Annotated in this window: 27 protein-coding genes; 10 read left to right on the top strand and 17 right to left on the bottom strand. The window is 36.9% G+C overall.

What is annotated here, in order from left to right:
- Window positions 1-22: 22 nt before the first annotated feature.
- Together DRF57_RS05190 and DRF57_RS05185 are read right to left on the bottom strand one after the other, a co-directional pair.
- Complete coding sequence (locus tag DRF57_RS05190) at window positions 23-1,315, bottom strand: T9SS type A sorting domain-containing protein (RefSeq protein WP_115917241.1); 1,293 nt, start codon at window positions 1,313-1,315, stop codon at window positions 23-25.
- Window positions 1,316-1,506: 191 nt separating this feature from the next.
- Entirely contained in the window at window positions 1,507-2,304 is a 798-nt protein-coding gene (locus DRF57_RS05185; RefSeq protein ID WP_115917239.1) for a T9SS type A sorting domain-containing protein, read from the bottom strand.
- 96 nt (window positions 2,305-2,400) lie between these two features.
- Between DRF57_RS05185 and DRF57_RS05180 the strand changes: the two genes are divergently transcribed.
- The 9 genes from DRF57_RS05180 (at window position 2,401) to DRF57_RS05140 (ending at window position 12,009) form a co-directional block, all read left to right on the top strand.
- Window positions 2,401-4,518, top strand: coding sequence for a TonB-dependent receptor plug domain-containing protein (locus DRF57_RS05180; RefSeq protein WP_115917237.1), 2,118 nt, complete (start codon window positions 2,401-2,403; stop codon window positions 4,516-4,518).
- Between the two features lie 10 nt (window positions 4,519-4,528).
- Complete coding sequence (locus DRF57_RS05175; protein WP_115917235.1) at window positions 4,529-5,632, top strand: HmuY family protein; 1,104 nt, start codon at window positions 4,529-4,531, stop codon at window positions 5,630-5,632.
- Window positions 5,633-5,741: 109 nt separating this feature from the next.
- On the top strand, window positions 5,742-6,620 hold the full coding sequence (locus DRF57_RS05170) for a heme/hemin ABC transporter substrate-binding protein (protein WP_047485540.1): 879 nt from the start codon (window positions 5,742-5,744) through the stop codon (window positions 6,618-6,620).
- Window positions 6,604-7,644: a FecCD family ABC transporter permease gene (locus DRF57_RS05165; protein ID WP_084086056.1), complete on the top strand. Its 1,041-nt coding sequence runs from the start codon at window positions 6,604-6,606 to the stop codon at window positions 7,642-7,644. The genes DRF57_RS05170 and DRF57_RS05165 overlap by 17 nt, the downstream gene beginning before the upstream one ends.
- Window positions 7,644-8,417 carry a heme ABC transporter ATP-binding protein gene (locus tag DRF57_RS05160; protein WP_047485535.1) on the top strand — a complete coding sequence of 258 codons (774 nt, stop codon included), beginning with the start codon at window positions 7,644-7,646 and terminating at the stop codon, window positions 8,415-8,417. Before DRF57_RS05165 ends, DRF57_RS05160 begins: the two co-directional genes overlap by 1 nt.
- 2 nt (window positions 8,418-8,419) lie before the next feature.
- Window positions 8,420-9,070, top strand: coding sequence for a class I SAM-dependent methyltransferase (locus DRF57_RS05155; protein WP_115917233.1), 651 nt, complete (start codon window positions 8,420-8,422; stop codon window positions 9,068-9,070).
- A 4-nt stretch (window positions 9,071-9,074) separates the two neighbouring features.
- Window positions 9,075-10,103: a hemin-degrading factor gene (locus DRF57_RS05150; RefSeq protein WP_047485531.1), complete on the top strand. Its 1,029-nt coding sequence runs from the start codon at window positions 9,075-9,077 to the stop codon at window positions 10,101-10,103.
- A 168-nt stretch (window positions 10,104-10,271) separates the two neighbouring features.
- Window positions 10,272-11,144 (top strand): ChaN family lipoprotein, encoded by an 873-nt coding sequence (locus DRF57_RS05145; RefSeq protein ID WP_047485528.1) that lies wholly within the window; start codon window positions 10,272-10,274, stop codon window positions 11,142-11,144.
- Window positions 11,145-11,379: 235 nt separating this feature from the next.
- A complete protein-coding gene (locus DRF57_RS05140) occupies window positions 11,380-12,009 on the top strand; it encodes a peptide deformylase (protein WP_084086053.1) in 630 nt (209 codons plus the stop codon).
- Window positions 12,010-12,295: 286 nt separating this feature from the next.
- On the opposite strand, the gene DRF57_RS05135 is transcribed toward DRF57_RS05140, so the two are convergent.
- Genes DRF57_RS05135 through DRF57_RS05125 form a run of 3 tightly spaced genes read right to left on the bottom strand, consistent with a single transcriptional unit; the run spans window position 12,296 to window position 13,821 of the window.
- On the bottom strand, window positions 12,296-12,721 hold the full coding sequence (locus tag DRF57_RS05135) for an organic hydroperoxide resistance protein (RefSeq protein ID WP_115917231.1): 426 nt from the start codon (window positions 12,719-12,721) through the stop codon (window positions 12,296-12,298).
- Entirely contained in the window at window positions 12,722-13,156 is a 435-nt protein-coding gene (locus DRF57_RS05130) for a MarR family winged helix-turn-helix transcriptional regulator (RefSeq protein WP_047485522.1), read from the bottom strand. It abuts the gene before it with no gap.
- 32 nt (window positions 13,157-13,188) lie between these two features.
- Window positions 13,189-13,821: an NAD(P)H-dependent oxidoreductase gene (locus DRF57_RS05125; protein ID WP_115917229.1), complete on the bottom strand. Its 633-nt coding sequence runs from the start codon at window positions 13,819-13,821 to the stop codon at window positions 13,189-13,191.
- Between the two features lie 239 nt (window positions 13,822-14,060).
- Between DRF57_RS05125 and DRF57_RS05120 the strand changes: the two genes are divergently transcribed.
- Window positions 14,061-14,813: an SDR family oxidoreductase gene (locus tag DRF57_RS05120; RefSeq protein WP_047485518.1), complete on the top strand. Its 753-nt coding sequence runs from the start codon at window positions 14,061-14,063 to the stop codon at window positions 14,811-14,813.
- An 8-nt stretch (window positions 14,814-14,821) separates the two neighbouring features.
- On the opposite strand, the gene DRF57_RS05115 is transcribed toward DRF57_RS05120, so the two are convergent.
- The 12 genes from DRF57_RS05115 to DRF57_RS05060 all read right to left on the bottom strand — a co-directional run bounded on the left by DRF57_RS05115 (window position 14,822) and on the right by DRF57_RS05060 (window position 25,379).
- Window positions 14,822-15,133: a hypothetical protein gene (locus DRF57_RS05115; protein WP_047485515.1), complete on the bottom strand. Its 312-nt coding sequence runs from the start codon at window positions 15,131-15,133 to the stop codon at window positions 14,822-14,824.
- A 69-nt stretch (window positions 15,134-15,202) separates the two neighbouring features.
- Entirely contained in the window at window positions 15,203-16,159 is a 957-nt protein-coding gene (locus tag DRF57_RS05110; protein ID WP_123863283.1) for a protein-glutamine glutaminase, read from the bottom strand.
- 329 nt (window positions 16,160-16,488) lie between these two features.
- On the bottom strand, window positions 16,489-17,217 hold the full coding sequence (gene lipB, locus DRF57_RS05105) for a lipoyl(octanoyl) transferase LipB (protein WP_084086048.1): 729 nt from the start codon (window positions 17,215-17,217) through the stop codon (window positions 16,489-16,491).
- 32 nt (window positions 17,218-17,249) lie between these two features.
- Window positions 17,250-17,984: a tryptophan synthase subunit alpha gene (gene trpA / locus DRF57_RS05100; protein WP_115917225.1), complete on the bottom strand. Its 735-nt coding sequence runs from the start codon at window positions 17,982-17,984 to the stop codon at window positions 17,250-17,252.
- Window positions 17,985-18,030: 46 nt separating this feature from the next.
- On the bottom strand, window positions 18,031-19,209 hold the full coding sequence (gene trpB, locus DRF57_RS05095; RefSeq protein ID WP_115917223.1) for a tryptophan synthase subunit beta: 1,179 nt from the start codon (window positions 19,207-19,209) through the stop codon (window positions 18,031-18,033).
- Between the two features lie 4 nt (window positions 19,210-19,213).
- Window positions 19,214-19,759: a GNAT family N-acetyltransferase gene (locus DRF57_RS05090; RefSeq protein ID WP_084086045.1), complete on the bottom strand. Its 546-nt coding sequence runs from the start codon at window positions 19,757-19,759 to the stop codon at window positions 19,214-19,216.
- Window positions 19,760-19,786: 27 nt separating this feature from the next.
- A complete protein-coding gene (locus DRF57_RS05085; RefSeq protein WP_115917221.1) occupies window positions 19,787-20,470 on the bottom strand; it encodes a phosphoribosylanthranilate isomerase in 684 nt (227 codons plus the stop codon).
- A gap of 50 nt (window positions 20,471-20,520) precedes the next feature.
- Window positions 20,521-21,300 carry an indole-3-glycerol phosphate synthase TrpC gene (trpC, locus tag DRF57_RS05080; protein ID WP_115917219.1) on the bottom strand — a complete coding sequence of 260 codons (780 nt, stop codon included), beginning with the start codon at window positions 21,298-21,300 and terminating at the stop codon, window positions 20,521-20,523.
- Window positions 21,301-21,354: 54 nt separating this feature from the next.
- The gene (trpD, locus tag DRF57_RS05075) at window positions 21,355-22,341 is read right to left on the bottom strand and encodes an anthranilate phosphoribosyltransferase (protein ID WP_115917323.1); all 987 of its coding nucleotides are present in this window, start codon (window positions 22,339-22,341) and stop codon (window positions 21,355-21,357) included.
- A 38-nt stretch (window positions 22,342-22,379) separates the two neighbouring features.
- Window positions 22,380-22,982: an anthranilate synthase component II gene (locus DRF57_RS05070; protein ID WP_084086042.1), complete on the bottom strand. Its 603-nt coding sequence runs from the start codon at window positions 22,980-22,982 to the stop codon at window positions 22,380-22,382.
- Between the two features lie 72 nt (window positions 22,983-23,054).
- Window positions 23,055-24,479, bottom strand: a complete 1,425-nt coding sequence (locus DRF57_RS05065; RefSeq protein WP_047485499.1) for an anthranilate synthase component I family protein — start codon at window positions 24,477-24,479, stop codon at window positions 23,055-23,057.
- 255 nt (window positions 24,480-24,734) lie between these two features.
- Window positions 24,735-25,379, bottom strand: a complete 645-nt coding sequence (locus DRF57_RS05060; RefSeq protein WP_084086040.1) for a hypothetical protein — start codon at window positions 25,377-25,379, stop codon at window positions 24,735-24,737.
- Window positions 25,380-25,422: the final 43 nt, after the last annotated feature.

Genomic DNA, 25,422 nt, shown 5'->3' with positions numbered 1-25,422 from the left:
AAATAGAAAGTATTAAAATAAATTATTTCACGATAAGTTTTTTCGTTTCAGTAGTACCACCATAAGTTATTTTTACGAGGTAATTTCCTGAAGTAAGGTGAGATAAGTTAATGTCTTGTTTATAGAAACCTGTCTGATTGGTCAATTCTGATGAGTAAACCTGTTTTCCGGTAAGATCGTAAACCTCTACGCTTCCTTTGTTGCCGGCTCTTTCTTTGACATCAAAAAGAACAGTAACTTTTTTGTCAGCTGAAGTAGGGTTCGGATAAATTCCAAAAGAAGCCTTTTTTCCTACCTCTGTTATTCCTAAGGTAGCCGTCACTTTTTTGTATTTGAAATACATATCTCCGGTGGTTGCTCCTCCATTGGTTACAAAGTACATTCTGTAATAGTCACTCCCTTTTTTAATGTAATATACCACATCACTCTTCACGGTACTGATCCCTTTCCATGAGTGGCCAATAGTTGTAATATTGGAAGAGAAGCTCGTCGTGGCGGGGATTGTATAGGCAGAAGTCGCCTGACTCTCAGGTTGTACCATTGCCACTTTGATGTTGGGGCTTTGGATAGGTCCGGAAAGAGGATACATCTGAACCCCCATATAGAATGTATAATATTTGGTAAACATCAGATCCCAAGCACTTCTGGATGGTTCCATATTGGGAACTTTAGCCCCTGTGTTAAATGAAAAATAGTTAAAGAAAGCGTCATCTGTTCCATTAGCAAGGGTTCTTGTTTCCGTAGGGCCCCATGCACTTCCGTCCCATTTTGAATATTTAAAAGTATATCCGCCGTAAGCATCTACAATAGCAAATTTGACGTAAGCTCCTGTAGGATATTTTAAAACAAAAATTGCTTTTCCATCGATATGGTGAGTGATACCGTTGTACAGACCCCAGCCTGTTGATATCTGGTTTGGAGTTGTTGGGGTCACAGGCCCCTGTTCAAAAGCTCCCTGGCTTATATCAGTGGTCTGATCCGGGTTATAGAGAGGTTCACCCCACGAAGATTCATTATTCAGGTTAATATTATCCCAGTCGGCTAAATTGGTTGAAACTGCATATACTTGGATGTCAAGAGCATCATTAATTCTTGAACCAAATGCATAGGATGAATTTCTATAAAATGCAATATCCCAAGTATTGGCTGGTTGAGAAATCACGTTTGCATCTGCAAAATCAAAAAATACACGGTTTTGATATTGATTTCCCATCGTCATATTTACCTGAGAGTATCCCAATGCATCAGTTTGTGCCAAAACAGTCTGCTGAACAGAAAGAGCCAATACTGAAGCCAATAATAGTTTTGTTTTCATAACTTATTTTTTATAACGTTATTTAGAATGATTCTACAAAAGTATATAATTATTTTTAATCAGTCTAAATAAAAACATGATTTATATCGTGTTTCCCTATTAATCTTCGGTTGAAACTGATACAATGGAATAAAAAAAGCCGGTGAGAATTATTTCTCACCGGCTTTATAAAGGTAATAGTCTAATAAACCTTATTTTTTTATGAATTTTGATTTGATGGTTTTTCCATCAGCTGTTTCAATGATGGTATAATATACCCCGGTATGAAGCGTACTGATATCAAAACTTTGTCTGTCTAATTTTCCTTCAGCTGCTTTTTGACCTGAAGCAGAGTAGATCTGTATGTTTTTAGGGTCTTTTTTTGCCACAAATTCCAATGCTGTATTATTGGTATTGACAGCGAATCTGATTTCGTCATTGGATTTTGTATTTTCCGTCACAGCAAGCGTTGCATTGTTGTAGATCACATCATCCATCTGAATAGCCGTGTGCATGGCACTTCCGATAATTTTAAAAGCGATATACTGATTGGAAGAAGCCGGTACCGGTAAAGAATACTGCGTATTCGTTGGGTTTAAGCTGATGACAGGCGCTATCGGAGTAAATGATGACATATCAGAAGTACTGTTAACTAGCCCAACTTCTATAGTTCCTGTAGCACCGGATGCTGATCCTGAAGTAAGTGCTGCAATAAAGGTAACTGTTTTTGTTCCATCCGGAGCCACAATCTGTGGAGAGATCAGATAACCCGCCGTATTGGCTGAACTGAAGCTATAATATTGAACTGTCTTATTGGTTGTTCCGGCTGCATATACCCATGGACCATCCGTCGCATTTTGAACTCTATTCCAGTTTTTTTGTGGCCATGCCGCAGCAGGACCTGCAGGACCCGCAACGAAAGTATCGAAGTTTTCATTAATAGTGGCTAACTGAGCATTCGCTGTAGCTGCTGTTAACACTAAAGTTCCTAAAAGTAATTGTAACTTCATAACATTATTTTTATTTAGAATTATTCCACAAAAATATATAATTATTTTTAACTATTCTAAATAAAGCCTTATATTTGTCGAAAATTTTTTGCCTTTATGAAGAAGAAAGTGCTTTCAATACTATCTCTGTCAGCCATTTTTTTGGTGAGTGCACAGCAGCAGGATTCTCTTAAACAGAAAAAAATAGAAGAAGTTGTCGTTACGGGACAATATACACAACAGTCTATTAATAAATCTATATATAAAGTTGAAGTTATTAATGCGGAACAGATTAAGAATATGGCAGCTACCAATGTGGCAGATGTTCTTAACCAAAGTTTGAATGTACTGATTATTTCTGATCGTCAATCAGGAAACTCTACAGCCAATTTAATGGGACTTGGAGGAGAGTACACTAAAGTGCTGATAGACAATATTCCTGTTGTAGGAGACATAGGTCTTGGGAATAATATAGACCTTACCAAGCTTAATGTCAATAATGTTGAAAGAATAGAGGTTGTAAGAGGCTCAATGGGTGTTGATTATGGAAGCAATGCTGTTGCCGGAGTTATTAATATCATCACCAAGAAAAACAGTCAGAAACCCTTAACCCTGAATGCTTCTGTACAGGAAGAAACAGTGGGAAAAGAGTATGACTTCAAGAAAAAAGGAGAAGGAAGACATATCCAGACTTTGAATGTAGGATACAATATCAATGATCACTGGTATGTAGGAGCCAATATCAATCATAATGATTTTCAGGGGTTCAGAGGAACTCAGGAAGGATATAAATATTTTGAACAGGACGGGAAAAGAGGATACCTATGGCAGCCTAAGGACGTTCTGAATGTAGACGGAATTGTTAGATACAGTAAAAATAAAACCTCTATTTTTTACAAATTTGGTTTTGTCAATGAAAAACTAAACTATTATAATCCAACGGTAGGAGAACATTTTTACAGTGTCACCGACAGAACGTACTTCTCTAATGACAGAGATTATCTGACCACCCGATATCTGCACCAACTTAACGTGCAAACCAAACTGGGCGCGGTAAACTATACCGGAGATTTTTCTTACCAAACTCAGGACAGAAAATACAGAGATTTCAAATACGATATTCCTAACAGAAAGGTAATTGGCGACAAAGTGGCCTACCAGTCGTATAATAAAGCAGATGTTTTCTATTCAAGAGGGGTATTCAGTAACTTTTTAGACAGTAAAAAGATTGATTTCCAGTTAGGATATGAGTTGGATCACACTTCCGGATATGCAGGAAATATTGCAGGAACCTTTCAGGGAACGGATAATATAAAAAGAAAGATATTTAACTATGCCAATTTTATGTCCATCGAATGGAATGCAACAGATTGGTTATCATTACGTCCGGGATATCGCCTTGCACTGAGTGACAAGTTTGATGCCCAACATAATTATTCATTGACTGCCAGAGTGAAAGCAACTGAAAATGATAATTTCAGATTGGTCGTAGGAAGTGCCAACCGATTCCCGAATTTTGATGAGCTCTATACCTATATGGTAGACAGTAATCATGATATCAGAGGGAACGAAAACCTTACACCGGAACAGGGAATGACCGTTTCCGTAAACGGAGAAAAAAAGATTGCTACAGATTCAGGCTGGAACTTAGGGGTAGGAGCGAGTGCTACTTATCTTCATGTGAAGGATAGGATAGAGTCTGTAACAGTAAGCAGACAGCCTTTGAAATACCAGTACCTTAACCTGAATAAATATGAATCCTATTTATTTGAAGCCAATTTCAGAGCACAGAAAAATCAGCTTGCTTTAGCTGCCAATGTAGCATACTATGGCATTGCTAAGCAGTTAAAAGACGGAGATGCAGTTTCACCCAACGATTTCTTCTATACACTGGAAGCTAATGCAGTAGTGAATTATACTGTTCCGAATATCAATACTACACTTTCACTATTCTATAAATACACCGGAAAAACTCAGGAGTTTGTATTATCATCTGACCTGAAGAATCCTGAATACAGAATTGGAGAAAGAGATGATTTCCATATGATGAATTTCATTGTTACGCAGCCTTTTTTCAAGAACCAACTGGAACTAAGCCTGGGAGTAAAGAATATTTTTGATGTATCTGCCATAAGGGATACAACACTTCCGGGAAATACACATGAGGCTGCAGATCCGAATATTAATCTTTTCTATGGCAGAAGTTATCTGGCCAGATTAAGCTACAATTTTTAAAATTCTAAAAATGAAAAAAATACTATTTTATCTTATGCTGGGAGTGTCATTTGTATCACAGTCCTGCATCAATGATAACGAAGATCCGGTACCTGTAGTTCCTTCAGAGGGAGTATCTGTAAAACCGGATGTAAGAGGCTCTGCACAGCCGAATCAGGTATGGATAGATTTTAGTGATGTAGATCAGGAAGGACAGCCAAGACAGACGGTAAACAGCCGGACAGACTGGGATCTTGCATTTTATTCAGGGACTGAATTTAAAGTGGTTTTAAATACATCCATCATGATGGCTGCGGCTAAAATTCCCAATGTTGCAGACATCGCATCTGTGAAAGAATCTGACGTAAGCAGTCTAAAAGAGGTAGTACAGGTTGCCAACTTTGATACTGAAAATACCATTTATATTGACGATGTGAAAGGGAACTATCCTTCCAGTCAAACTGCGATAGCAGAAATCGATGCTGATCCTGCTAAAAATGCAGTTTATCTTGTGAATTTGGGGAAAGAAATCTATAAAGGAAGCATTGCTGTGGGATCTACCATTGCAGGAGGAGATGAAAGAGGCTGGATGAAAATACAGGTGACAAGACAGGCTAATGATTACAAAGTACGATACGGAGATATCAATGCTGTTGGCAGCGCAATAAAAGAGGTGATCATCAAGAAAAATAACGCCTATAACTTTACTTTCTTCAATTCAAAAACAGGGAAGGAAGTAGCTGTTCAGCCTGAGAAAAATAAATGGGACATCAGTTTCTCTGTGTTTACCAATATTGTTCAGGGGGCAGGAAGCTATGTGAATTCAGATTTTGTAACCATCAATAATGTTGCTAAGGTAGGAGCTTATGAAGTGAAAATAGCTTCCGGGTCTGCTGTAGACGCTTATAATAAATTTAAAAAAGCTGATGTGGATGATTCAAAGCTGGTGTATAACGAACAAAGAGTAATTGGAGGAAACTGGAGAGAAGTAGGACCTTCCGGATCTAAGGTAAAAGGAGATGTATTTTATATCATTAAAGATGCATCGGGATCTTATTTTAAGCTAAGATTCGTACAGCTTACCGATGACAAAGGAGAAAGAGGACATCCCATGTTCCAGTATAAAGCATTATAAAAAATCAAATAATCATATATCATGAAATTGCCATTAACGAAACTCTCCGGTAAACAAAGGCAGATGAGGATGGTAATTGCATAGACCTAGAAAAAATAAATCTGTACTTATGAAAAAATTCATCCTTGCAGCTTCTGTTCTTGTAGCAGTATATTCTTGCAAAAAAGAAGAAGGAGCTAAAAAAGAAAATACTACGGAAGCTTCATCTGAAGCTCCCAAAAGCAATAATAAAATTGTAACATTAAGCGGTGGAATCACCGAGATCGTAAGTGCTTTAGGGCATGAAAAAGAAATCGTGGGAACTGATGTTACCAGTACTTATCCTGAAAGTTTAAAAGCTACAGCTAAAGACCTGGGGCATGTAAGATCAATGACTATTGAACCGATCATGGCGGTAAATCCCACCTTAATTCTGGCTTCTGATAAAGATATCAATCCGGAATTATTGGGGAAAATCAATTCTTCAGGAATCAAAGCAGAAGTATTCAAGCAGGAGTACACGGTAGACGGTACTAAAAAACTGATCGAAGAAGTGGCAAAAGCAATTGGAAATACAGATTACCAAAAGCTGAATGATAAAATAGATGCAGATCTGAAACAGGTACAGCCTATCGCTAAAAAACCTAAAGTATTATTTATCTACGCAAGAGGAAACATGCTGATGGTGGCCGGTAAAAACACACCAATGGCTTCCCTGATCAACCTTGCAGGAGCTGAAAATGCAGTTACTGAATTTGAAGATTTCAAACCATTAACTCCGGAAGCTGTGGTAAAAGCCAATCCTGATGTATTATTTTTCTTTACAACAGGTTTACAGGGAGCAGGAGGAAACGAAGGTGCACTTAAGATGCCGGGAGTATCCCAAACCAATGCAGGGAAAAATAAAAAGATCATTGCAATGGACGGAGGTTTAGTTTCAGGTTTTGGACCGAGACTAGGAGAAGCAGCAGTTGGATTAAATAAACTTTTAATTGAGAACACAAAGTAAACTATACTTTTATCTTACTATAAGTGCAGTACTGCTTGTTATTATAGCAGTACTGTCACTTAATACAGGAGTCTATGACTTTGGCGGAAATTCCGCATTCAAAGTACTGTGGCAGTTTATAAAAGGAGACCCCAATTTATCTTTAAGTGATAAATATGTGGTCTGGGATGTACGGGCGGCCAGAATTATTATGGCTATTTTAATAGGAAGCATGTTGTCGGTTTCAGGAACAAGCCTGCAGGGGCTGTTTAAGAATCCTCTGGCGACGGGAGATTTAATAGGACTTACATCGGGAGCGACACTATTGGCAGCAATTGCAATTGTTTTAGGAGGGCATTTCAAAGAATATCTTCCTGAGGCTGTACAATTCTCACTGGTAGGAATCTCGGCTTTTATAGGATCTTTTTTATCAATGATGTTGGTGTACAGGATTTCAACAAGCGGAGGAAAAACCAACGTGGTGATGATGCTGTTGACAGGAGTTGCCATTACGGCAATTGGATTCTCCATTACCGGATTCCTGATCTATATTTCAAAAGATGAACAGCTGAGGGATTTGACATTCTGGAACTTAGGAAGTCTGGCGGCAGCTACCTGGACGAAGAATATTATTTTGGGAGTTGTCTTAATCATAGCTTACATTATTCTGCTTCCAAAAGGAAAGGCTTTCAATGCAATGATGCTGGGAGAAAAAGATGCACAGCATTTGGGTATCAATGTAGAAAGGCTGAAAAAGCAGATTATTATTATTGTCGCTTTAATGGTGGGAACATGCGTTGCATTTTCAGGAACCATTGGATTTGTGGGGCTTATTGTCCCTTATATTTTGAGACTTTTATTCAAATCCAATTACGCATTTATTCTGCCATTATCAGCCCTATGTGGAAGTATCCTGCTTTTAACGGCAGATACCTTTAGCAGAAGTATTGTAGCACCTTCAGAACTGCCGATAGGAATCCTTACCGCTTTAATGGGAGGCCCTATTTTTATCGCTATTTTAGTTAAATTTAAAAAAGCACTCTAATGATCAAGGCCCATCAGATTAATTATAAGCATAAAGATTTTCATATCCTGGATGGAGTAGATGTCTCTCTGGAATACGGAGAATTTCTGGCAATTGTAGGTCCAAATGGAGCCGGAAAGTCCAGTTTGCTAAGTGTTTTGGCAGATGAGGTGAGAACCGGAAAACAAAAAGTCTTATTTAAAGACAAACCCATCAGCGAATGGAATGTAAAAGAACTTTCTAAACATAAAGCCAAATTTTCCCAACACAACAGCAATGATATTCCCCTGGAAGTAAAAGATGTTGTGATGATGGGAAGATATCCCTATTTTGATTCCCAACCCGGGAAGGAAGACCTTGAAGCGATGAATAATATGATGTACGAAACAGATGTTTTTCACCTTAAAGACAGGGAATACAATACGCTTTCCGGAGGAGAAAAACAACGGGTGCATCTTTCCCGTGTGATGGCTCAGCTTCAAAATGAAATTGCCCATACACTGATGTTTCTGGATGAACCACTGAATAATTTGGATATAAAACACCAGTATAAAGCGTTGGATATTATCAAAAAATTCACACAAAAAGCCAATAGTGCGATTGTTGTTTTACATGACCTGAACCTTGCTGCACAATTTGCAGATAAGATTTTACTGATGAAATCAGGAAGAGTTTCTGCGTATGGAACACCTCAGGAAGTTTTTACGGCTGAAAATATAAGTGATGCCTATAATTTCCCATGTACCATCTGCGAACATCCCATTACTAATAACCCAATGATCATTTTTGGATAACCATGGAAAAAGAAGAATTAAAAATCCTCGCCCATAACCTTGCCAATCCTCAAGGTGAAAAAGGCATTGAAATCGGTGAAATGATGAATGCTACCAATATAGGGATGACCCTGGAAAGCACTAAAGCACTTGTGATAGAAGATGATGAACATATTCTTGAAATAGGACACGGAAATGCAGCACACCTGAAGACTATTATAAGCTTAGCTCAAAATGTAAGATATACAGGAATAGATATTTCTGAAACAATGCATCAGGAAGCCCGAAGACTCAATGAAGCGTTTGGAAATCAGGCAGATTTTGTTTTGTATGAAGGCAGTATACTTCCTTTTAAAGATGAAACTTTTAATAAAATATTTACAGTCAATACCGTATACTTTTGGGAGAATCCTGTCGCATTTTTAAATGAGATCTACAGAGTTTTAAAAGACGACGGAACCTTTGTTCTTACGTTTGCACAAAAAGATTTCATGGAAAAGTTACCGTTTACGGCTTATGATTTCACGCTCTACAATAATGCAGAGATGGAAGAATTGATATCCCAAAGCCATTTTAAAAGAATGAAAACTTCTGAAAGAGAAGAAGAGATAAAAAGCAAAACAGGAGAAGAAACAATACAGAGAATTTATACAGTTTTAACCATAAAAAAATAAATAAATGAGCACAATAGTTAATGACTTAAAGGAAAAATGGGAGGCTCTGAAAGCAGAAAATCCACATGTAAGAATAAGAAATGCAGCCGCTCAATTGGGAGTAAGTGAGGCAGAATTATTAGCAACCGGTGTAGGTGAAGGAGTAACTGTTTTGAAACCTGAATTTCCAGGTATTCTGACAGAAGCTGGCCAGCTGGGGAAAGTAATGGCTCTTACCCGTAATGATGAATGTGTTCATGAAAGAAAAGGAACTTATCTGAATGGTGATTTCAGCAGCCCGCACGCACAGCTTTTTGTAGGTGAAGATATTGATCTTAGAATTTTCCTGAACCACTGGAAATTTGCTTTTGCAGTAGTGGAAGGAGATAAAAAAAGCCTTCAGTTCTTTGGTAAAGATGGATTGGCATTGCACAAAATCTATTTGACTAAAGACAGTAATGACTCAGCTTTTGAGGCTATTGTTGAAAAATTCAAAGCTGAAGATCAGAATCAGGCTTTTGTATTTGAAGCAGTAGCACCGAAACAGGCAGAAAAAGCTGACGCAGAAATTGATGTGGACGGATTTAAAAAAGCATGGACAGAATTAAAAGATACTCACGATTTCTTTATGATGACAAGAAAATTCGGGGTAAGCAGAACACAGGCTTTACGATTGGCTCCGGAAGGATTTACCAAAAAAATTGATAACGCTAAAGTGGTAAATGTTCTTGAAGATGCTTCTGAAAAAAACACTCCTATCATGGCATTTGTAGGAAACAGAGGAATTATCCAGATCCACACCGGAAATGTGAAGAAAACCCTTTGGCATCAGCAATGGTTCAATGTAATGGACCCTGATTTCAACCTGCACCTTGATGTAACGAAGATTGCAGAAGCATGGATCGTGAAAAAACCAACTGAAGACGGTGAGGTAACAGCAATTGAAGTATTCAATGCAGACGGAGATTTTATCGTTCAGTTCTTTGGAAAAAGAAAACCGGGGATTCCAGAATTACAAGAATGGAAAGACCTTGTTGCAGAATTAGAAAAGTAATAATTAGATGATTTGAATGGGCCGTTTTGTTTTGTAAGATTCAAAGCGGTCTTTTCATTTTGAGTTTTGGCAGCACGAGGAGAATGCAAAATAAGTGGGTTTTCAAATTTACTTTTTTACGATTCTTTCTGCCAAAATATTTGTGTAATTTGTGGTTAAATATATAAAATGAAGAATATTCTTATGGCGATTTTGCTTTCAGGGTTCTGTACACTTAGTGCACAGGATTTTAAAGCATATCAGTTTTATGATAAAAAAGGAAAGGAGGTAAAGACCGATAAAATAGTCAAAGAACTGGCAGATTATGATGTGGTCTTCTTTGGTGAGAACCATAACAGTTCTATCAATCACTGGCTTCAGCTGAAAATTACAGAAGCTCTGTTTGAAAAGAAAAAGGGACAGCTTATTTTAGGTGCTGAAATGTTTGAAAGAGACAACCAATCTCAGCTCAACCAATATTTAAATGGAAAATTTGATGCTAAAACATTCAAAGATTCAGCCCGTTTATGGAATAACTACGCAACAGACTACAAACCTCTGGTTGATTTTGCTAAGAACAAAAAACTGAATTTTGTGGCGACGAATATTCCAAGAAGATATGCTTCCCAGACCGCAAAAGAAGGACTAGAGTCTTTGAATAAACTCAGTGAAAAAGAGAAAACGTATATTGCTCAGTTACCTATCAAAGTAACACTGGATACTCCGGGATATCAGGAGATGAAAGCGATGATGGGCGATCATGCTGAAGGAACCAAAGTGATGAATTTTATTTCGGCACAGGCTACAAAAGATGCTACAATGGCGGAATCTATTCTGAAAAACTTTCAGGCCGGAAAAACCTTTATCCATTATAACGGAAACTATCACAGCAAAGAGTTTGGCGGAATTTATTGGTATATCAAGCAGAAGAACCCGAATCTGAAAATGGCGGTGATTTCAGTATTTGAATCTGAAAATCCGGAGCTTAAAGTTCCCGAAAAAGAGTATGTCCCGACAGATTTTAATCTGATCATTCCAAGTGATATGACGAAGACTTTTTAATTTCTGGTAAATCGTAAGGATTTAATCAGAGTCTTTGTGAATCCAGCTTGAAAAATTAAAACGGGATTTAGATTCCTACGGAATGACACACGTCATGTAAAGTTTTTTAATTTGTAAAACTTATAAAATAGATCAATATAAACGGGCTTTAGCCCGTTTTTTTATATACAGATTCCAATGGCTTTAGCCAAAACTTAAGATTACATTATTTACCTTTGTATCACATTCAATCCATATGAAAAAACTGACCATTTTAGTTGTATTTTGTGTAGGGCTGCTACAGGCACAAACATTATCTCCCAATGAAGTTTCCCTTATCAATCAGGGTGATATCAATGCAGCACTTCCGATCTACCAAACTACAGATGCCCATCAGCATAAAACATTGTTGAGCTTTTCTGCAGAAATCAATCCTACAGATCCTAATACGGCGGTTTTGGTAAAAAGGATGAAAGAATCTCTCCTGTCTACGGATGGCGGAGTAGGAATTGCTGCACCGCAGGTTGGAATTAATAGAAGGATAATCTGGGTACAACGTTTTGATAAAGAAGGAACACCTCTGGAATATTTTATCAATCCGGTGATTGTATGGAGATCTGACCTTCAAAATCTTGGACCTGAAGGAGATTTATCGATTCCTGATTTCAGAGACCAGTTTTACCGAAGCAAGGTTATTCAATTGGAATATGTGGATTTAAAAGGACAGAAATATTCTGAAATAGTAGAAGGATTTACCGCAGTCATTTTCCAGCATGAGATCGACCATCTTTTCGGAATCCTGATTTCAGATAAAAAAGAAAAAGAGAAGAATGATTCTTATAAAAAGGTAGAGGCGTATCAGAAAAGTGATTTGAACAGAAGGTAAGTGATGAGTGCAGCTGCGAGGAAGCTCGTTTAGTCAAATCGAGGAATCGATTCATTTTTGCTCAATTTCTTATCCATTGTATTATTTTTCTTTGCGTTTAAGGAAACACAAATTGCACTAATGAGTACCCTAAGATCACAAATATGGTCTGTTTCAATATTATCTGATTATCTGGCTGCGTTTTAAAAATGTAGAATGATCGATTAGGTTTGATAAAAAATAAAAAGGAGCTGTTTTAGAAATAAAACAGCTCCTTTCGCTATAACTATGCTTAAAAAAAATTGGATTAGTCGTTATTGGTCACTGAAAGCTTAACCTCAATATTGTTTCTGGTAGCATTAGAGTAGGGGCAAATCTGGTGTGCCTTATCCGTTAATGATTGTGCTTCTTCTATAGAAACTCCCGGAATATTAACATCCAGCTCCACAGCAAGTCCAAAACCTCCGTTTTCAATCTGTCCTATGCTTACCTGAGCAGTAACAGTGGTTTCACCGGTTTTTATTTTTGCCAAACTGATCACTCTGTTGAGTGCGCTGTCAAAACATGCAGAGTATCCGGCAGCAAACAGCATTTCAGGATTGGTAAAGTCGTCATTGGCTCCTCCTAAAGCTTTAGGCATTCTTACTTCAAGATCTAAAACTCCATTTTCACTTTGTACGTGGCCATTTCTTCCGCCTTGGGCAGTGACTTTTGTTGTATATAATGTTTTCATTTATTTTTCTATTTTCTTTAATATTTTTAAGACTGTGTCTTTAAGTTCTAACAGCTCTTCAGGCTGTATCCCAATTTTTTCCTGGATTTTCCCCGGAATTGCACAGGCTTTTTGCTGTAATTGTTTGCCAGCTTCAGCTAAAAATACTTCAACTACTCTTTCGTCCTCCTTTTTTCTTTTTCTTGTAATGAACCCCTTAGTCTCAAGTCTTTTGAGAAGAGGAGTTAAAGTACCACTGTCCAGAAATAGCTTTTCTCCGATATGCGTTACGGTAAGTCCGTCACTATCCCACAATACCATCATAACAAGATATTGAGAGTACGTTATGTCCAGCTCATCAAGAAAAGGACGGTAAAGACCGGTAATCTCTTTGGCAATGACATATAGCGGAAAGCAGATCTGGTTTTCTAGTTTAGGTGTTTTTAAATTTTCCATGATTTTCGGGTACGAAAGATTCGATGAAGGTATTACTTTTTTATGATAAACTCATCCATTGGAACACGGACTTTTTTCATAGAAGACAGCCAGTCGTTTGCTTCGTCACGGTATCCAAGGTATAAAAGACTTACACTTTTCAATCCTAATTCTTGTAATCCCAATACTTCATCTACTACCTCATTGCTGAATCCCTCTGCAGGAGTACTGTCGATTTTAAGTTCTGCTGCCTGTGCAAGAGCTATTCCCAAAGCAATATAAGTCTGACGGGCAGTATGTGCAAAATGTTCTTCAGAAGTCTGAGCTCCATACATTTCTTTAATTTTATCTGTATAACTTCCAAAACGTCCTCTTGGAAGATCTCTTACATCCGTATGATGATCATATACTTTATCTATTTTCTCATTAGAATAGCTATCCCATGCTGCAAAAACCAAAACATGAGAAGAATCTCTCATTACCTCAGGGTTTAAAGCTCCGGCTACCATTTTCTCTTTCAATTCCTGGCTTTCCACTACAATAATTCGGAAAGGCTGTAACCCTGACGAAGTAGGAGCCAGTCTTGCTGATTCTAAAATTGTGTTTAAGTCTTGTTCCGATACTTTTTTGGTTGGGTCATATGCTTTTACAGCATGTCTCCAGTTTAAATTTTCTATTAATGACATTTCTTATGTTTTTAAATTAAATACTTACCTGCTATCTGTTCGTTAAATTTTAAATTGAACAAATTAACACTGCAAATATACAACAATTTAAATTGTGTGCAATTTAATTTTGGAAAATTTTATTGTCGTCAATTTTAAATTGAAGGAAACTATGGGATTAATTTGATTTTAAGCAAGATTCGGATTTTTTCAAAGCGGTGATATTCCAATCTTTGTCTTATCATTTTAAACAAAAAACAATGCAGAGATTTAAAAACAAAACAGCTTTAGTTACAGGAGGTACCAATGGAATGGGATTGGCTACAGCCGAAAAATTTATAGAAGAAGGTGGGACGGTAATTATTACCGGGCGAACAGATGAAACTGTAAAGAGTGCCTTGGCTAAGCTAGGAGAGAATGCTTTTGGAATTGTATCCAATGCCGGGAATATGAAGGATCTGATGAATGTACAGCAAGAGGTCCGAAAATATACAGACCATATTGATGTCATTTTTGCCAATGCTGGCTATGGAAAATTTGCTCCTGTTGAATATGTAGATGAAAACCAGTTTGATGAGCTTTTCAATGTATTGGTGAAAGGTCCTTTCTTTACCGTTCAGCAGATATTGCCGTTGATGAAAAGGGGAGGTTCAGTTATTTTTAATACCTCAGTAGCTACAGATATTGCTATGCCCAATTTCTCAGTGTATTCTGCAGCAAAATCTGCAACTCAGTCTTTTATTAAAACATTTGCTGTAGAACTTACAGAACGTGGTATTAGGGTCAACGGAGTAAGCCCGGGACATATCAAAACCAATATTTTTAATAATACAGGATTAACTGCCGGGCAAATAGAAGGAGCCGTCCGGGATATTATTCCTACCATCCCTTTTAAAAGGCAGGGAGAGCCGGCAGAGATTGCCAATGTGGTTTTATTCCTTGCTTCGGAAGAAGCTTCCTATATCCATGGAGCAGAGATCAAGGTAGATGCCGGGATTTCTGTCATAAGATAACCCGTAGATTATTTGACCTCTTTGACCTGTTTGATGATATTCGTATTATTTTCAATACCGATATCAAATGCTTTCCCATTTTTATAGCTCTGATTCAGTTTTTCCATCAGAACTTTGTAATCCGGTGATTTTTTTGAGAGATAAAATACCTGAGCACTTATTCCGATGGCTACACGTACAAGATCGTTCGGCTTGTCCGGATCTTCGGTAATACTTGAAATCGTTGAGTTATTATACCAGGTTAGGTTCTGTGAACTGGCATTACCGGAACAGGATGTAATCATAATAAAAAGTAATAATATATAGGTCCAGGCTTTCATAGCAAAATGTATTAAGTAAAAGCTCCTGCAATGTATGTAAAATAAGTGCAGGAGCTATATAAAAGTTAGTTAGAATCCACAACCTCCTACGTTAGGTGCAGGAGAAGGAGAACATCCTGATAAAGATGAGAATATGTTCAGTACGCAATTGGTATTCACATAATTATTGTCATACAGTAAAGAACCGGATGGGCTTCTGTAATAAACATTTCCTGCAGTATTGGCAAAAGATGAAACAGAAGCAGATCCACAAGACGTATTCGTGCAGGCAGCTCTCCATGCCGTATCAGTTACTGGTCCGCTGGAGAATAAAGAAGGATCTATAATTCTTTTTTCTACCACTCCGGAAGCATTTTTAAAGCTTACAAGGATAGCAACATGGTATACCCATGATACACAGCAGGTACCTGTAGAAGCTCTCAGGTTACCATAGACGAATTGTTTTTCACAATCATAACCTGCATTGATCAGTATTTGTCTCATTTTGTGAGCTCTTGCATAGCAACCGTCTACAGGATATCTGAAAGTGATACAAGGGGAAGAAGCAGTAGAAGTTCCGCATGCCTGATTTTTAATTTGGGCAAATAAACTGTTTAAAGTAGCCAAATTAGGGATGACACTGGTTAATCTCCTTGCTTCTACCTGGACATCTTTCGTTAAAACAGATTTGAAATAACGGACATCTTCTTCTGTTGCTTTATCTACTTTTGCAATTTCATGACTATTAGGCTTTAAAAAGACATGAATTGGAGTTTCATCAGCTACAGCTTTTCTGATCATGGAAATATAGTTTTCATTTTCCTTGCTGTCCTGAATTTCAAAAGGCTGAGCAGTAATGATAAATGATACTTTAAATTTCCCGTTTTCTTTTTGTATCCCTACCGGGACAGTTCTTCCGAAGTCTTTCAGAGCAATTTCTTTAGCCTCTTTCGAACTCATGTTTTCCTGATTTGCGTTCGCATCCGAACAGGAATTGAATGACAGTACTGATACAAATACCATCATTGATAGCAAAAATTTTTTCATAATTCTCATAAATTTGGTGGTTAAAAATTTGTTCTTTATCGTGAAATTAGTTCACTTTAAAGTGATATTAAAAGTAAAAAAAAATAAAACGTCACCAAATTATTTTTGTAAAAATTTCAAAAAAATATAAAATATTTATTTTTAAACCCAAGCATTAAGTTTAAATAGGCGTATATTAATAATCATATAGTTTAAAATATAGATTTTCATGAATTTTAAAATGTGCTATTCTTTTGTTTATTTTCAGAAAAAATCCAGTCTCAATATTTTGAAACTGGATTAGGTTTTCTCCCGTTGCAATGGATAGGGAGTTTATGTTTTTTTAATCGTTATTTATAGATCAATTCAGCTTGAAAAACATCAGCAAAATGTTTTCTAATCTTTGCTTTCAGTTCCTCCACCTCTTCCGGTGTCAGTTCTCTTTCAAGTTCTCTTTTTAGAGAAGTTACCTGCTTATCTTTAATTCCACATGGAATAATGTATTCAAAATACCGCATATCCGTATTGACATTCAAAGCAAAACCATGCAGAGTTACCCATCGGGAAGCTTTCACTCCCATAGCACACATTTTTCTTGCATAAGGTTTTCCTACATCCAGCCATACTCCGGTTTCACCCTGAGAACGTTCTCCTTTAAGGCCATATTCTGCAATAGTTCTGATAATAACCTCTTCCAGGTTTCTCATATATAAGTGAATATCCGTAAAGAAATTTTCAAGATCCAGAACCGGATAACCAACGACCTGCCCGTATCCATGATAGGTAATATCTCCTCCACGGTTTGTTTTCACGTAAGTTGCTTCTATTTCTTTCAGTTTATCAATACCGGCAAGCATGTTTTCCTCATGGCCGCTTTTTCCTAAAGTATACACATGGGGATGTTCTACAAAAAGAAGGTGGTTGGGCGTAGTAATATGCTGCTCTGCAGGAAGATCACGGTTTTTTATCTTGGTATCAATAATACTCTTCATCAGTGTTTCCTGATAATCCCAGGCGGGTTGGTATTCTTTGACCCCTAAATCTTCAAACTCTACTGCTTTATTTTGATTTGTATTCATTTCAATTTTTAGACATACAAATTTAGTGAATTTTAGTCTTTTATGGAATGGATAAAATCTATAGCTTTTTTCGTCCAGTCTTTATGCTGTAATAATATATTCACAAAGGCTGTTCCAATGATCCCGCCATCTGCTTTTTCAGTCACATTTTTAAAATCTTCCTTTGACTTGATTCCGAAGCCGATCATAACAGGATTTGTAAGAGGAAGGGAAGCTAATCTTGCCAGATAATTATCATTCTTTACAACAGCATTTTCATTTCCGGTCGTAGAGGAAGAACTTACCGCATACAGGAATCCTGAACTTAAAGAATCTAAATAGAGAATTCTCTCATCAGACGTTTCCGGGGTAACCAGAAAGGTGAAATTGAGATGGTATTTTTCTAAAATATGCTGATAGTTTTTTTCAAATTCAATAGGAGGAAGATCTGGCAGAATAAGTCCTGAGACCCCACTTTCTGAACACTCTTTACAGAATTTTTCAAATCCAAAGCTTAAGACAGGATTAATGTATCCCATCAAAATAATGGGAATCTTTAGGTCTTCTTTTATGGTTTTTAACTGGGAAAAAAGCTTTTCAATGGTCATTCCGTTTTGCAAAGCAAGCTCATGGGCCTGCTGAATTACGGGCCCATCTGCTACCGGATCAGAATAAGGCATTCCGATTTCAATCATATCCGCTCCGGAATTCTGAATTAATTTTATAATTTCAGGAGTATCTTCCAGTTGTGGAATTCCTGCTGTGAAGTATATATTTAATTTTTTCATTTCTTATTGTATTAAAGTAGAATAAGTACATTCTACACCAGACATTTTACAGATTTTTCAAATACGTTTCCATATCCTTGTCTCCACGGCCACTCAGACAAATAACAACAATGTCATTTTCATTAAATCTTTTCTTGTCCAAAACAGCTAAAGCATGGGAGCTTTCCAAAGCAGGAATAATACCTTCCAACTTGGTAAGGGCAAAAGCAGATTGTAAAGCTTCATCATCATTGATGCTAAAAAACTCTGCTCTTTTTTCCTGAAACAAATGAGCATGGAAAGGTCCGATTCCCGGGTAATCAAGTCCGGCAGAGATAGAATGGGGTTCTATGACCTGCCCGTCTGCAGTTTGCATTACCAGACTTTTGCTTCCATGAAGAACTCCCAAAGTTCCTAAAAAGGTGGTGGCAGCAGATTTTCCTGAATCCACTCCTAAACCTCCGGCTTCGGCAGCAATGATTTTTACGTCTTTTTCTTCTACAAAATGATAAAAAGTTCCGGCAGCATTACTGCCTCCTCCCACGCAGGCAATTACATAATCGGGATTCTCCCTTCCGATCTTCTCCTTAAGCTGCTCCTTAATTTCTTTTGAAATAATACTCTGAAACCTTGCCACAAGATCCGGAAAAGGATGAGGTCCCACTACACTTCCGATTACATAATGTGTCGTTACAGGATTATTGATCCAGTCTCTTAAGGCTTCATTCACGGCATCTTTCAGTGTCTTTGAGCCTGATGTAGCTGCAATAACCTCTGCACCAAGCATCTTCATCCTGGCAACATTGGGAGCCTGTCTCTGAATATCTATTTCTCCCATATAAACAATACACTCAAGACCAAGAAGTGCACAGGCGGTAGCTGTAGCAACGCCATGCTGTCCCGCTCCGGTTTCAGCAATAATCCTTGTTTTTCCCAAACGTTTGGCAAGTAAAACCTGTCCTAAAGCATTATTGATTTTATGAGCTCCGGTATGGTTCAGATCTTCTCTTTTTAAATAAATCTGAGTATTGTATTTTTTACTTAAATTTTTTGCAAAATAAAGTGGGGTAGCCCTTCCTACATAATGGGTAAGCAAATCCTGATATTCACTCTGAAAATCTTCAGACTCAATAATTTCAAGATAGTGTTTTTGCAGTTCATCTACATTCGGATAGAGCATTTCAGGGATAAAAGCTCCTCCAAATTCTCCATAATATCCGTTTTCATCGGGGTTTTTATAATTCATATCTTTATTCTTTAGTAATTAAATAAGCAGTATTCTCTGCACTCAGCTGGCTGAGCTGTTCCTTTCTTTCTTTTGAAATATTAAAAATTAAAATGTCATCGTCTTCAGAATTAACCCATTCCGAATTCTCATTCTCTTTGATTGATTTTGCTTTATCATATAGAATTTCAATATCGCATTTCTGGTAAAAAGGACGGAGTTCCTCGTGACAGAATCCAATGGTCTCCATATTTCTTTGATTGGCATTATCTTTAAAATACTGAACAAGCCTGGCTCCATAACCTTTTTTCTTATGAGCTGAAACAAGCCCTACAGCCTCTGTGAAGGTAATTTGTTCTCCGGATATTTCCAATGTAAAATCAAAATTATTACGGATAACAGCCAGTATAGATTCATCCGTATCCAATAGAAGATGAAATTCTGAGTCTTTAAAGAAAGTTCGGAAATAGGAAGGTTTCATACTGCTCCACACAGGAACATCCCAAAGCTGAAGAATATGTTCTATTTCAGTTTCCGTCAATTCTTCTGCCTGTTTTATCTGATACTTCATAATTGTAATATTGTTTTCATCCCAATTCTATAGCAATTCGTCCCGTTGGGATTCTTTCTTGTGTAATATTGATTGGAATCGTTTAATTCTGTCGATATCTTTATTGCCGGGTTCAATTTCAAACTTTGAATTGATGTCTAAGGCAAAAGGTTTTTGATGCAGAAATTTAATATTTTCTATATTTTCTTCCGAAATACCACCACTTAAAAAATAAGGAAGAGGGATTTCAAATGCATTCAATACTGTCCAGTCGAACTGTTTTCCAGTTCCTCCAAAGGCTTTGCTGTCGGTATCAAATAGCAAATAATTGAGAGTGGAGAGTGGAGAATTGATGATCTGCTGTATTTTATTCCTGTTTTCTGCAGCGTCATGACCAATTCTTATGACTTTAATGATTTTAATTTCCGGACTTAATTTTTTTCTCAATTCAATGGTGAAGTCCTGGTTTTCATCGCCGTGAAGCTGAATGTAATTTAAATGGGCTTTCTCAGCTATTTCTACAATTTGATCAATTTCTTCATTCACAAAAACACCTGTTTTTCCTGAATGTTCGATGTTTGCAATATCTTGAAGACCCAGCTGATTCAGCACATATCTCGGGGATTTTTCATAAAATATAAAGCCGAGAAAATCTGCTTTCATACCAATCAGCTCCTGGATCTGTTCAGTTTTTGTTAAGCCACATACTTTGAGGTGAGGGTGCAGGTTCATTCAGTATATATTTTGTTGTTACTCATTTATTCTCAGATTATCAAATAACCTTATTGGCTGATTTCAACGCTGAACTCTTCAAATGCTTTTGCAGGATCAGGATTCTTCATAAAATATTCACCCATCAGGAAGGCGTCAAATCCTTTTTCTTTTAAATAGGTGAAATCTTCAAGGCTGTAAATGCCGCTTTCAGCGACAGATAAAACGTCTTTTGGAAGTAAATTCTTTAACTGTACGGAATGTTGCAAATCAACTTTGAAATCTTTCAAATTTCGGTTATTAATTCCTACCAGATCAATATTTGAATGGAAATGTTTCAACTCTTCCTCAGTGTGAATTTCCAGCAAAACCTCCAGACCAAGATCATGAGCCAATTCTGTGAACTCCTGGACCTGACTGGTTGAAAGACAGGATGCAATCAGCAAAACAACATCCGCTCCAATGCTTTTTGCTTCGTAGAACTGATACTCATCAACCATAAAATCTTTCCTCAAAATAGGGATGTTGATCTGATTTCTTACGGTCAGAATATCACTGAGGTCGCCTCCGAAAAAATCTTTATCTGTAAGGATAGAAATTCCACTCGCCCCGAAATTTTCATAGGCAGAAACTACATGTAAAGGAGAAATGCTATTATTGATAATTCCTTTTGAGGGAGATTGCCTTTTAAATTCAGCAATAATTCCGTTTTTATTTTTTACAGATTCTTTCAGAGAATACGTCTTTCTTCCAAAAAACTCGGCCTCTTTTAAGCGATTAACGGAAATTCCTGATTTTGCAACACCAATCTCTTCTTTTTTCCTTTCAATAATTTTATCCAGTATAGTCATTTTTGTTTTTTTAATAATAGAAATTACAATGGTTCTTAAACTGCTTTATAACTGTTAGCTCATTAAAAGTTCAAAACTCTTCAGTGCTTTTCCGCCTTCCAAACTTTCTTTAGCCAAAAGAAGACAGTCTTCATAAGATCCAAACTTATTGGTATGATGAAGCGATACGGAAGCATTGGCAAGCACTACAGAATTCTGATGTTCTGTACCTTTACCCTCCAGGATATTTCTGAAAATTTTTGCCGTTTCCTGAGTTGTCTCACCCGCCTTAATATCTTCCAGTGTTACCGGATTAAAACCTAAATCTGCTGCAGAGTAGATGCTTTCACCATTTTTAGTGATAATCTTAGTGTCATCAGTCAGGCTGATCTCATCATAACCATCTAATCCGTGAACGAGCATGAAATCACGATCTTCTTTTTGTAGGAGATACTGATATATTCTTGCAATTTCCAGATTGTATACTCCAATGACAGAATATTGAGGTTTGGCAGGATTTACCAAAGGGCCCAGAAGATTGAAAAAAGTTCTCAATCCCAATGATTTTCTCAATAATCCAACAGATTGAAGGGCAGGGTGGAAGTAAGGAGCATGTAAAAAACAGATATTGGCCTTTTCAAGGTCTTCATTCAGCTGATCTGAATTATTTTTAAACTCATATCCAAGTTCTTCCAGTACATTGGATGAGCCTGTAGTGGTTGAAGCACCATAATTTCCATGTTTTGTTACCTTCTGCCCGGCTCCGGCCACTACAAAGCTGGCCAATGTTGATATATTGATTGTGTTTTTTCCGTCACCTCCTGTTCCTACAATATCGATAGTGTCATGGGCTTCTATATGGACAGGAACGGCCATTTGTAAGAGAGCTTCTCTAAACCCCTCCAACTCTTTTAAGGTAATATTACGCATCAGGAAAACGCTGACAAAGGCAGTCACTTCTGCAGCATTGAATTTATTCTGAGCAATTTCAATCATAGTAGCTTTTGCCTCAGATTTTGATAACGTATTATGATTAAAAAGGTATTGTAATATTTCTTTCATTTGGGGCGTTTTTATTGTTGAAGAGATTTCTGTTGTTTTCATTGTAAAAGGAAATTTTTGATGATGGTTTCTCCTTCGGGAGTTAAAATACTTTCCGGGTGAAACTGTACACCATGTACATCATAGGTTTTATGCTGTAAAGCCATGATCATTCCGTCTTTATCTACTGCGGTAATTTCCAGTTCTTCAGGGAAGTTTTCCGGATTCACAGCCCAGCTGTGGTATCTTCCTACTTCCAGACCTGAAGTAATATTCCTGAAAATCAGGGTATTTTCTTTTACTATTTCAGTAGTCGTTGCCACTCCATGAAAAATCTCAGACAGATTGACAAGACTTCCTCCGAAAGCTTCTGCAATAGCCTGCTGGCCAAGGCATACTCCCAAAATGCTTTTCGTAGGAGCATATTCTTTGATGAGATCCAATAGAATTCCCGCTTCTTCCGGAATCCCGGGACCGGGAGAAAGGATTATTTTATCATATGTTCCCACTTCTTCTAAAGTGATCTTATCATTTCTTACCACATCCACCTTTTGATCCAGAATTTTTTCGATGATCTGAACAAGGTTATAAGTGAAGCTGTCGTAATTGTCGAAAACTAAAACTTTAGATTTTGAGTGTTGGTTGTTTATATTGCTATTCATTTTTTTATTTTTTTTTGATTGGCCAATTGTTAGTGAGTAGTTGGGTCAGATATACTGTTTAGTGTATTGGTTTTAACTTTCAACTATCTTTCCCGCCTTTTCTACCGCTTTTTTCAGCGCATTCAATTTATTATTGACTTCCTGTAATTCATTTTCAGGAACAGATTTAGCTACAATTCCGGCTCCGGCCTGGTAATACAGGGTATTGTTCTTGCTTAAAAATGTTCTGATCATAATAGCCTGGTTACAGGTCCCATTCAAGCCAATCATCCCGATACATCCTCCATAATATCCACGGGAATCTTTCTCATACTGATTGATAAGCTGTAAAGCTCTGTGTTTGGGTGCTCCGCTTAAAGTTCCCTGTGGAAAAGTTGCAGAAACCATTTCAAGAGGATTGATGTTCTCCGGTAAATCAGCGGTTACTTCACTTACCATATGAATAACATGGGAGAATAATTGAATTTCTTTAAGTTTGGTAACGGTTACATTTTTTCCAAGCTTTCCAAGGTCATTTCTTGCCAGGTCTACCAGCATGGTATGTTCGGCATTTTCTTTTGGGTCAGCTTTTAATATTTCGATAGATTCCAGGTCCGTTTCAAAATTCCCTGTTCTTTTGGATGTTCCGGCAATCGGATGAATAATGGCCTTATTGTTTTTGATAATCAGTTGACTTTCAGGGCTTGATCCGAATAGTTTGTAATTTCCGTAATCAAAATAGAATAAATAAGGAGAAGGATTGATATTTCTTAGAGCACGATATACATTAAATTCATCACCTTTAAACTTCTGTTCAAACCTTCTGCTTAAAACCAATTGAAATACATCCCCTCTCATGCAGTGCTTTTGAGCCGTTTTTACCAATTCGATATAATCCTCGTTGGTAATATTGGAAGTTTCCTGGCCATTTTTTTCAAAAGGATAAACCGGGGTATTCTGGTTTTTAATAATATTTTCCAAAAAGCGAAGTTCAGATTTTATGCCGTCAATTTGATTTTCAATAATATACATCTCATCATTAAAATGGTTGATGGCAATCACATATTGATACAGTCGGTATCTGAGGATCGGAAGCTCTACTTCAGGGCTTTGCTCCTTCAGATTCACATTTTCAAAAAACTGCACGGCCTCAAAACTTGTATATCCAAAAAGGCTTTGAGCAGTCTGTTCGATAGGGTCATCTGTTTTTTCACATTGGAAAACGGTACGAAAACTTTCAAAGATCTCCGTAATGTCACGCTCCATGATTAATTGTTTTACAGGAGCGGAATTAGGAAGTTTAACTTCAAATTCGTTGAGGTTTTTTACTTCAATTCCTGCAATCGCATTGATGGCAATAAAGGAAAAGTTATTGTCAATACTTTTGGAATCAGAACTTTCCAGAAGGATGGTGTCCCTGAATTTGTCTCTGATTTTAAGATAAATATTCATTGGAGTATGAAGATCTCCTAATGTTTTTTTCGAAACGGTTTTTATTTTGATAGTATCAGTAAACATCTGTAGTTTTATTTTTATGTGAGATTAAGGAATAAAAAAAAGGCTTTAACGGAATCCGTCAAAGCCTATATATTGTATTTTAAATTAATTCTGCTGTATGATTAGCAACATGACAATACCTCCAGACCCGACGAAGAGTTTGAAAGCCACCACCAAATATTGTTGCTCATATTTAACATGAGACAAATGTAGAAATTTTTTTAATACAAAAAATAAAAAATTTTAAAAAAATAAAAAAATAAGTATTACATTTTATTATTCCACCTGTTCAAGCTCTTGTTTGAGTTCTTTTAACTTTGTTTCGTAAGTTTCATCATCATAATCGTTTAGGTAGTTTTCCAATGCTGAAATGTACTCCCGGATAAAATCTTTGTTGGTTCTGTCTGCTTCATATTTGATCTTTGCAGAATTGACCGGAGCAAGCTTTGAATATTTAACAGCCATCTGTCCTTCTATGGATTGATTATAAAGAATAACTATATTTTTTTCATATCCGGGGATATATTTTACCGGAAAGGGTTCTTCCATTCTTGGAATTCTGATGGCATTTTCAATAGGGTAGATGGAAGCCGAAGTTGTAGAAAAAAAAGTGGAGACATATTTTCCATCCTGTTTCTTTACAATAGCTTCGTAATCATGGATATACATGTCATTTAGCGTAGAATTGGTTTCCTTATCAGAAGTGATAATAGCTGTACTTTCCACACCATATTTATGTAAGAACCAGGCATTCAGAAACTGTCCGCCAAATCCGTTTAGAATGGCCAAAGGAAGAATAGGAGCAAGAAACCATGCTTTTCTTGTCAAATATGAAAGTAACCCAAAGAATAAAATGATAATGATCACAGTATAAAAACCGTGATGACTGGTAAAAAACAGAATTTTTGATAGTAGAATCATAGCTTAAATTTACTATTATCTTTTTAATATCAATTTAGAATAA

Origin of the sequence: Chryseobacterium rhizosphaerae (assembly GCF_003385455.1) — a bacterium.
In the GTDB taxonomy this organism is placed as follows: Bacteria; Bacteroidota; Bacteroidia; order Flavobacteriales; family Weeksellaceae; genus Chryseobacterium; species Chryseobacterium rhizosphaerae.
This window is presented reverse-complemented; position numbering and strand designations above follow the sequence as displayed.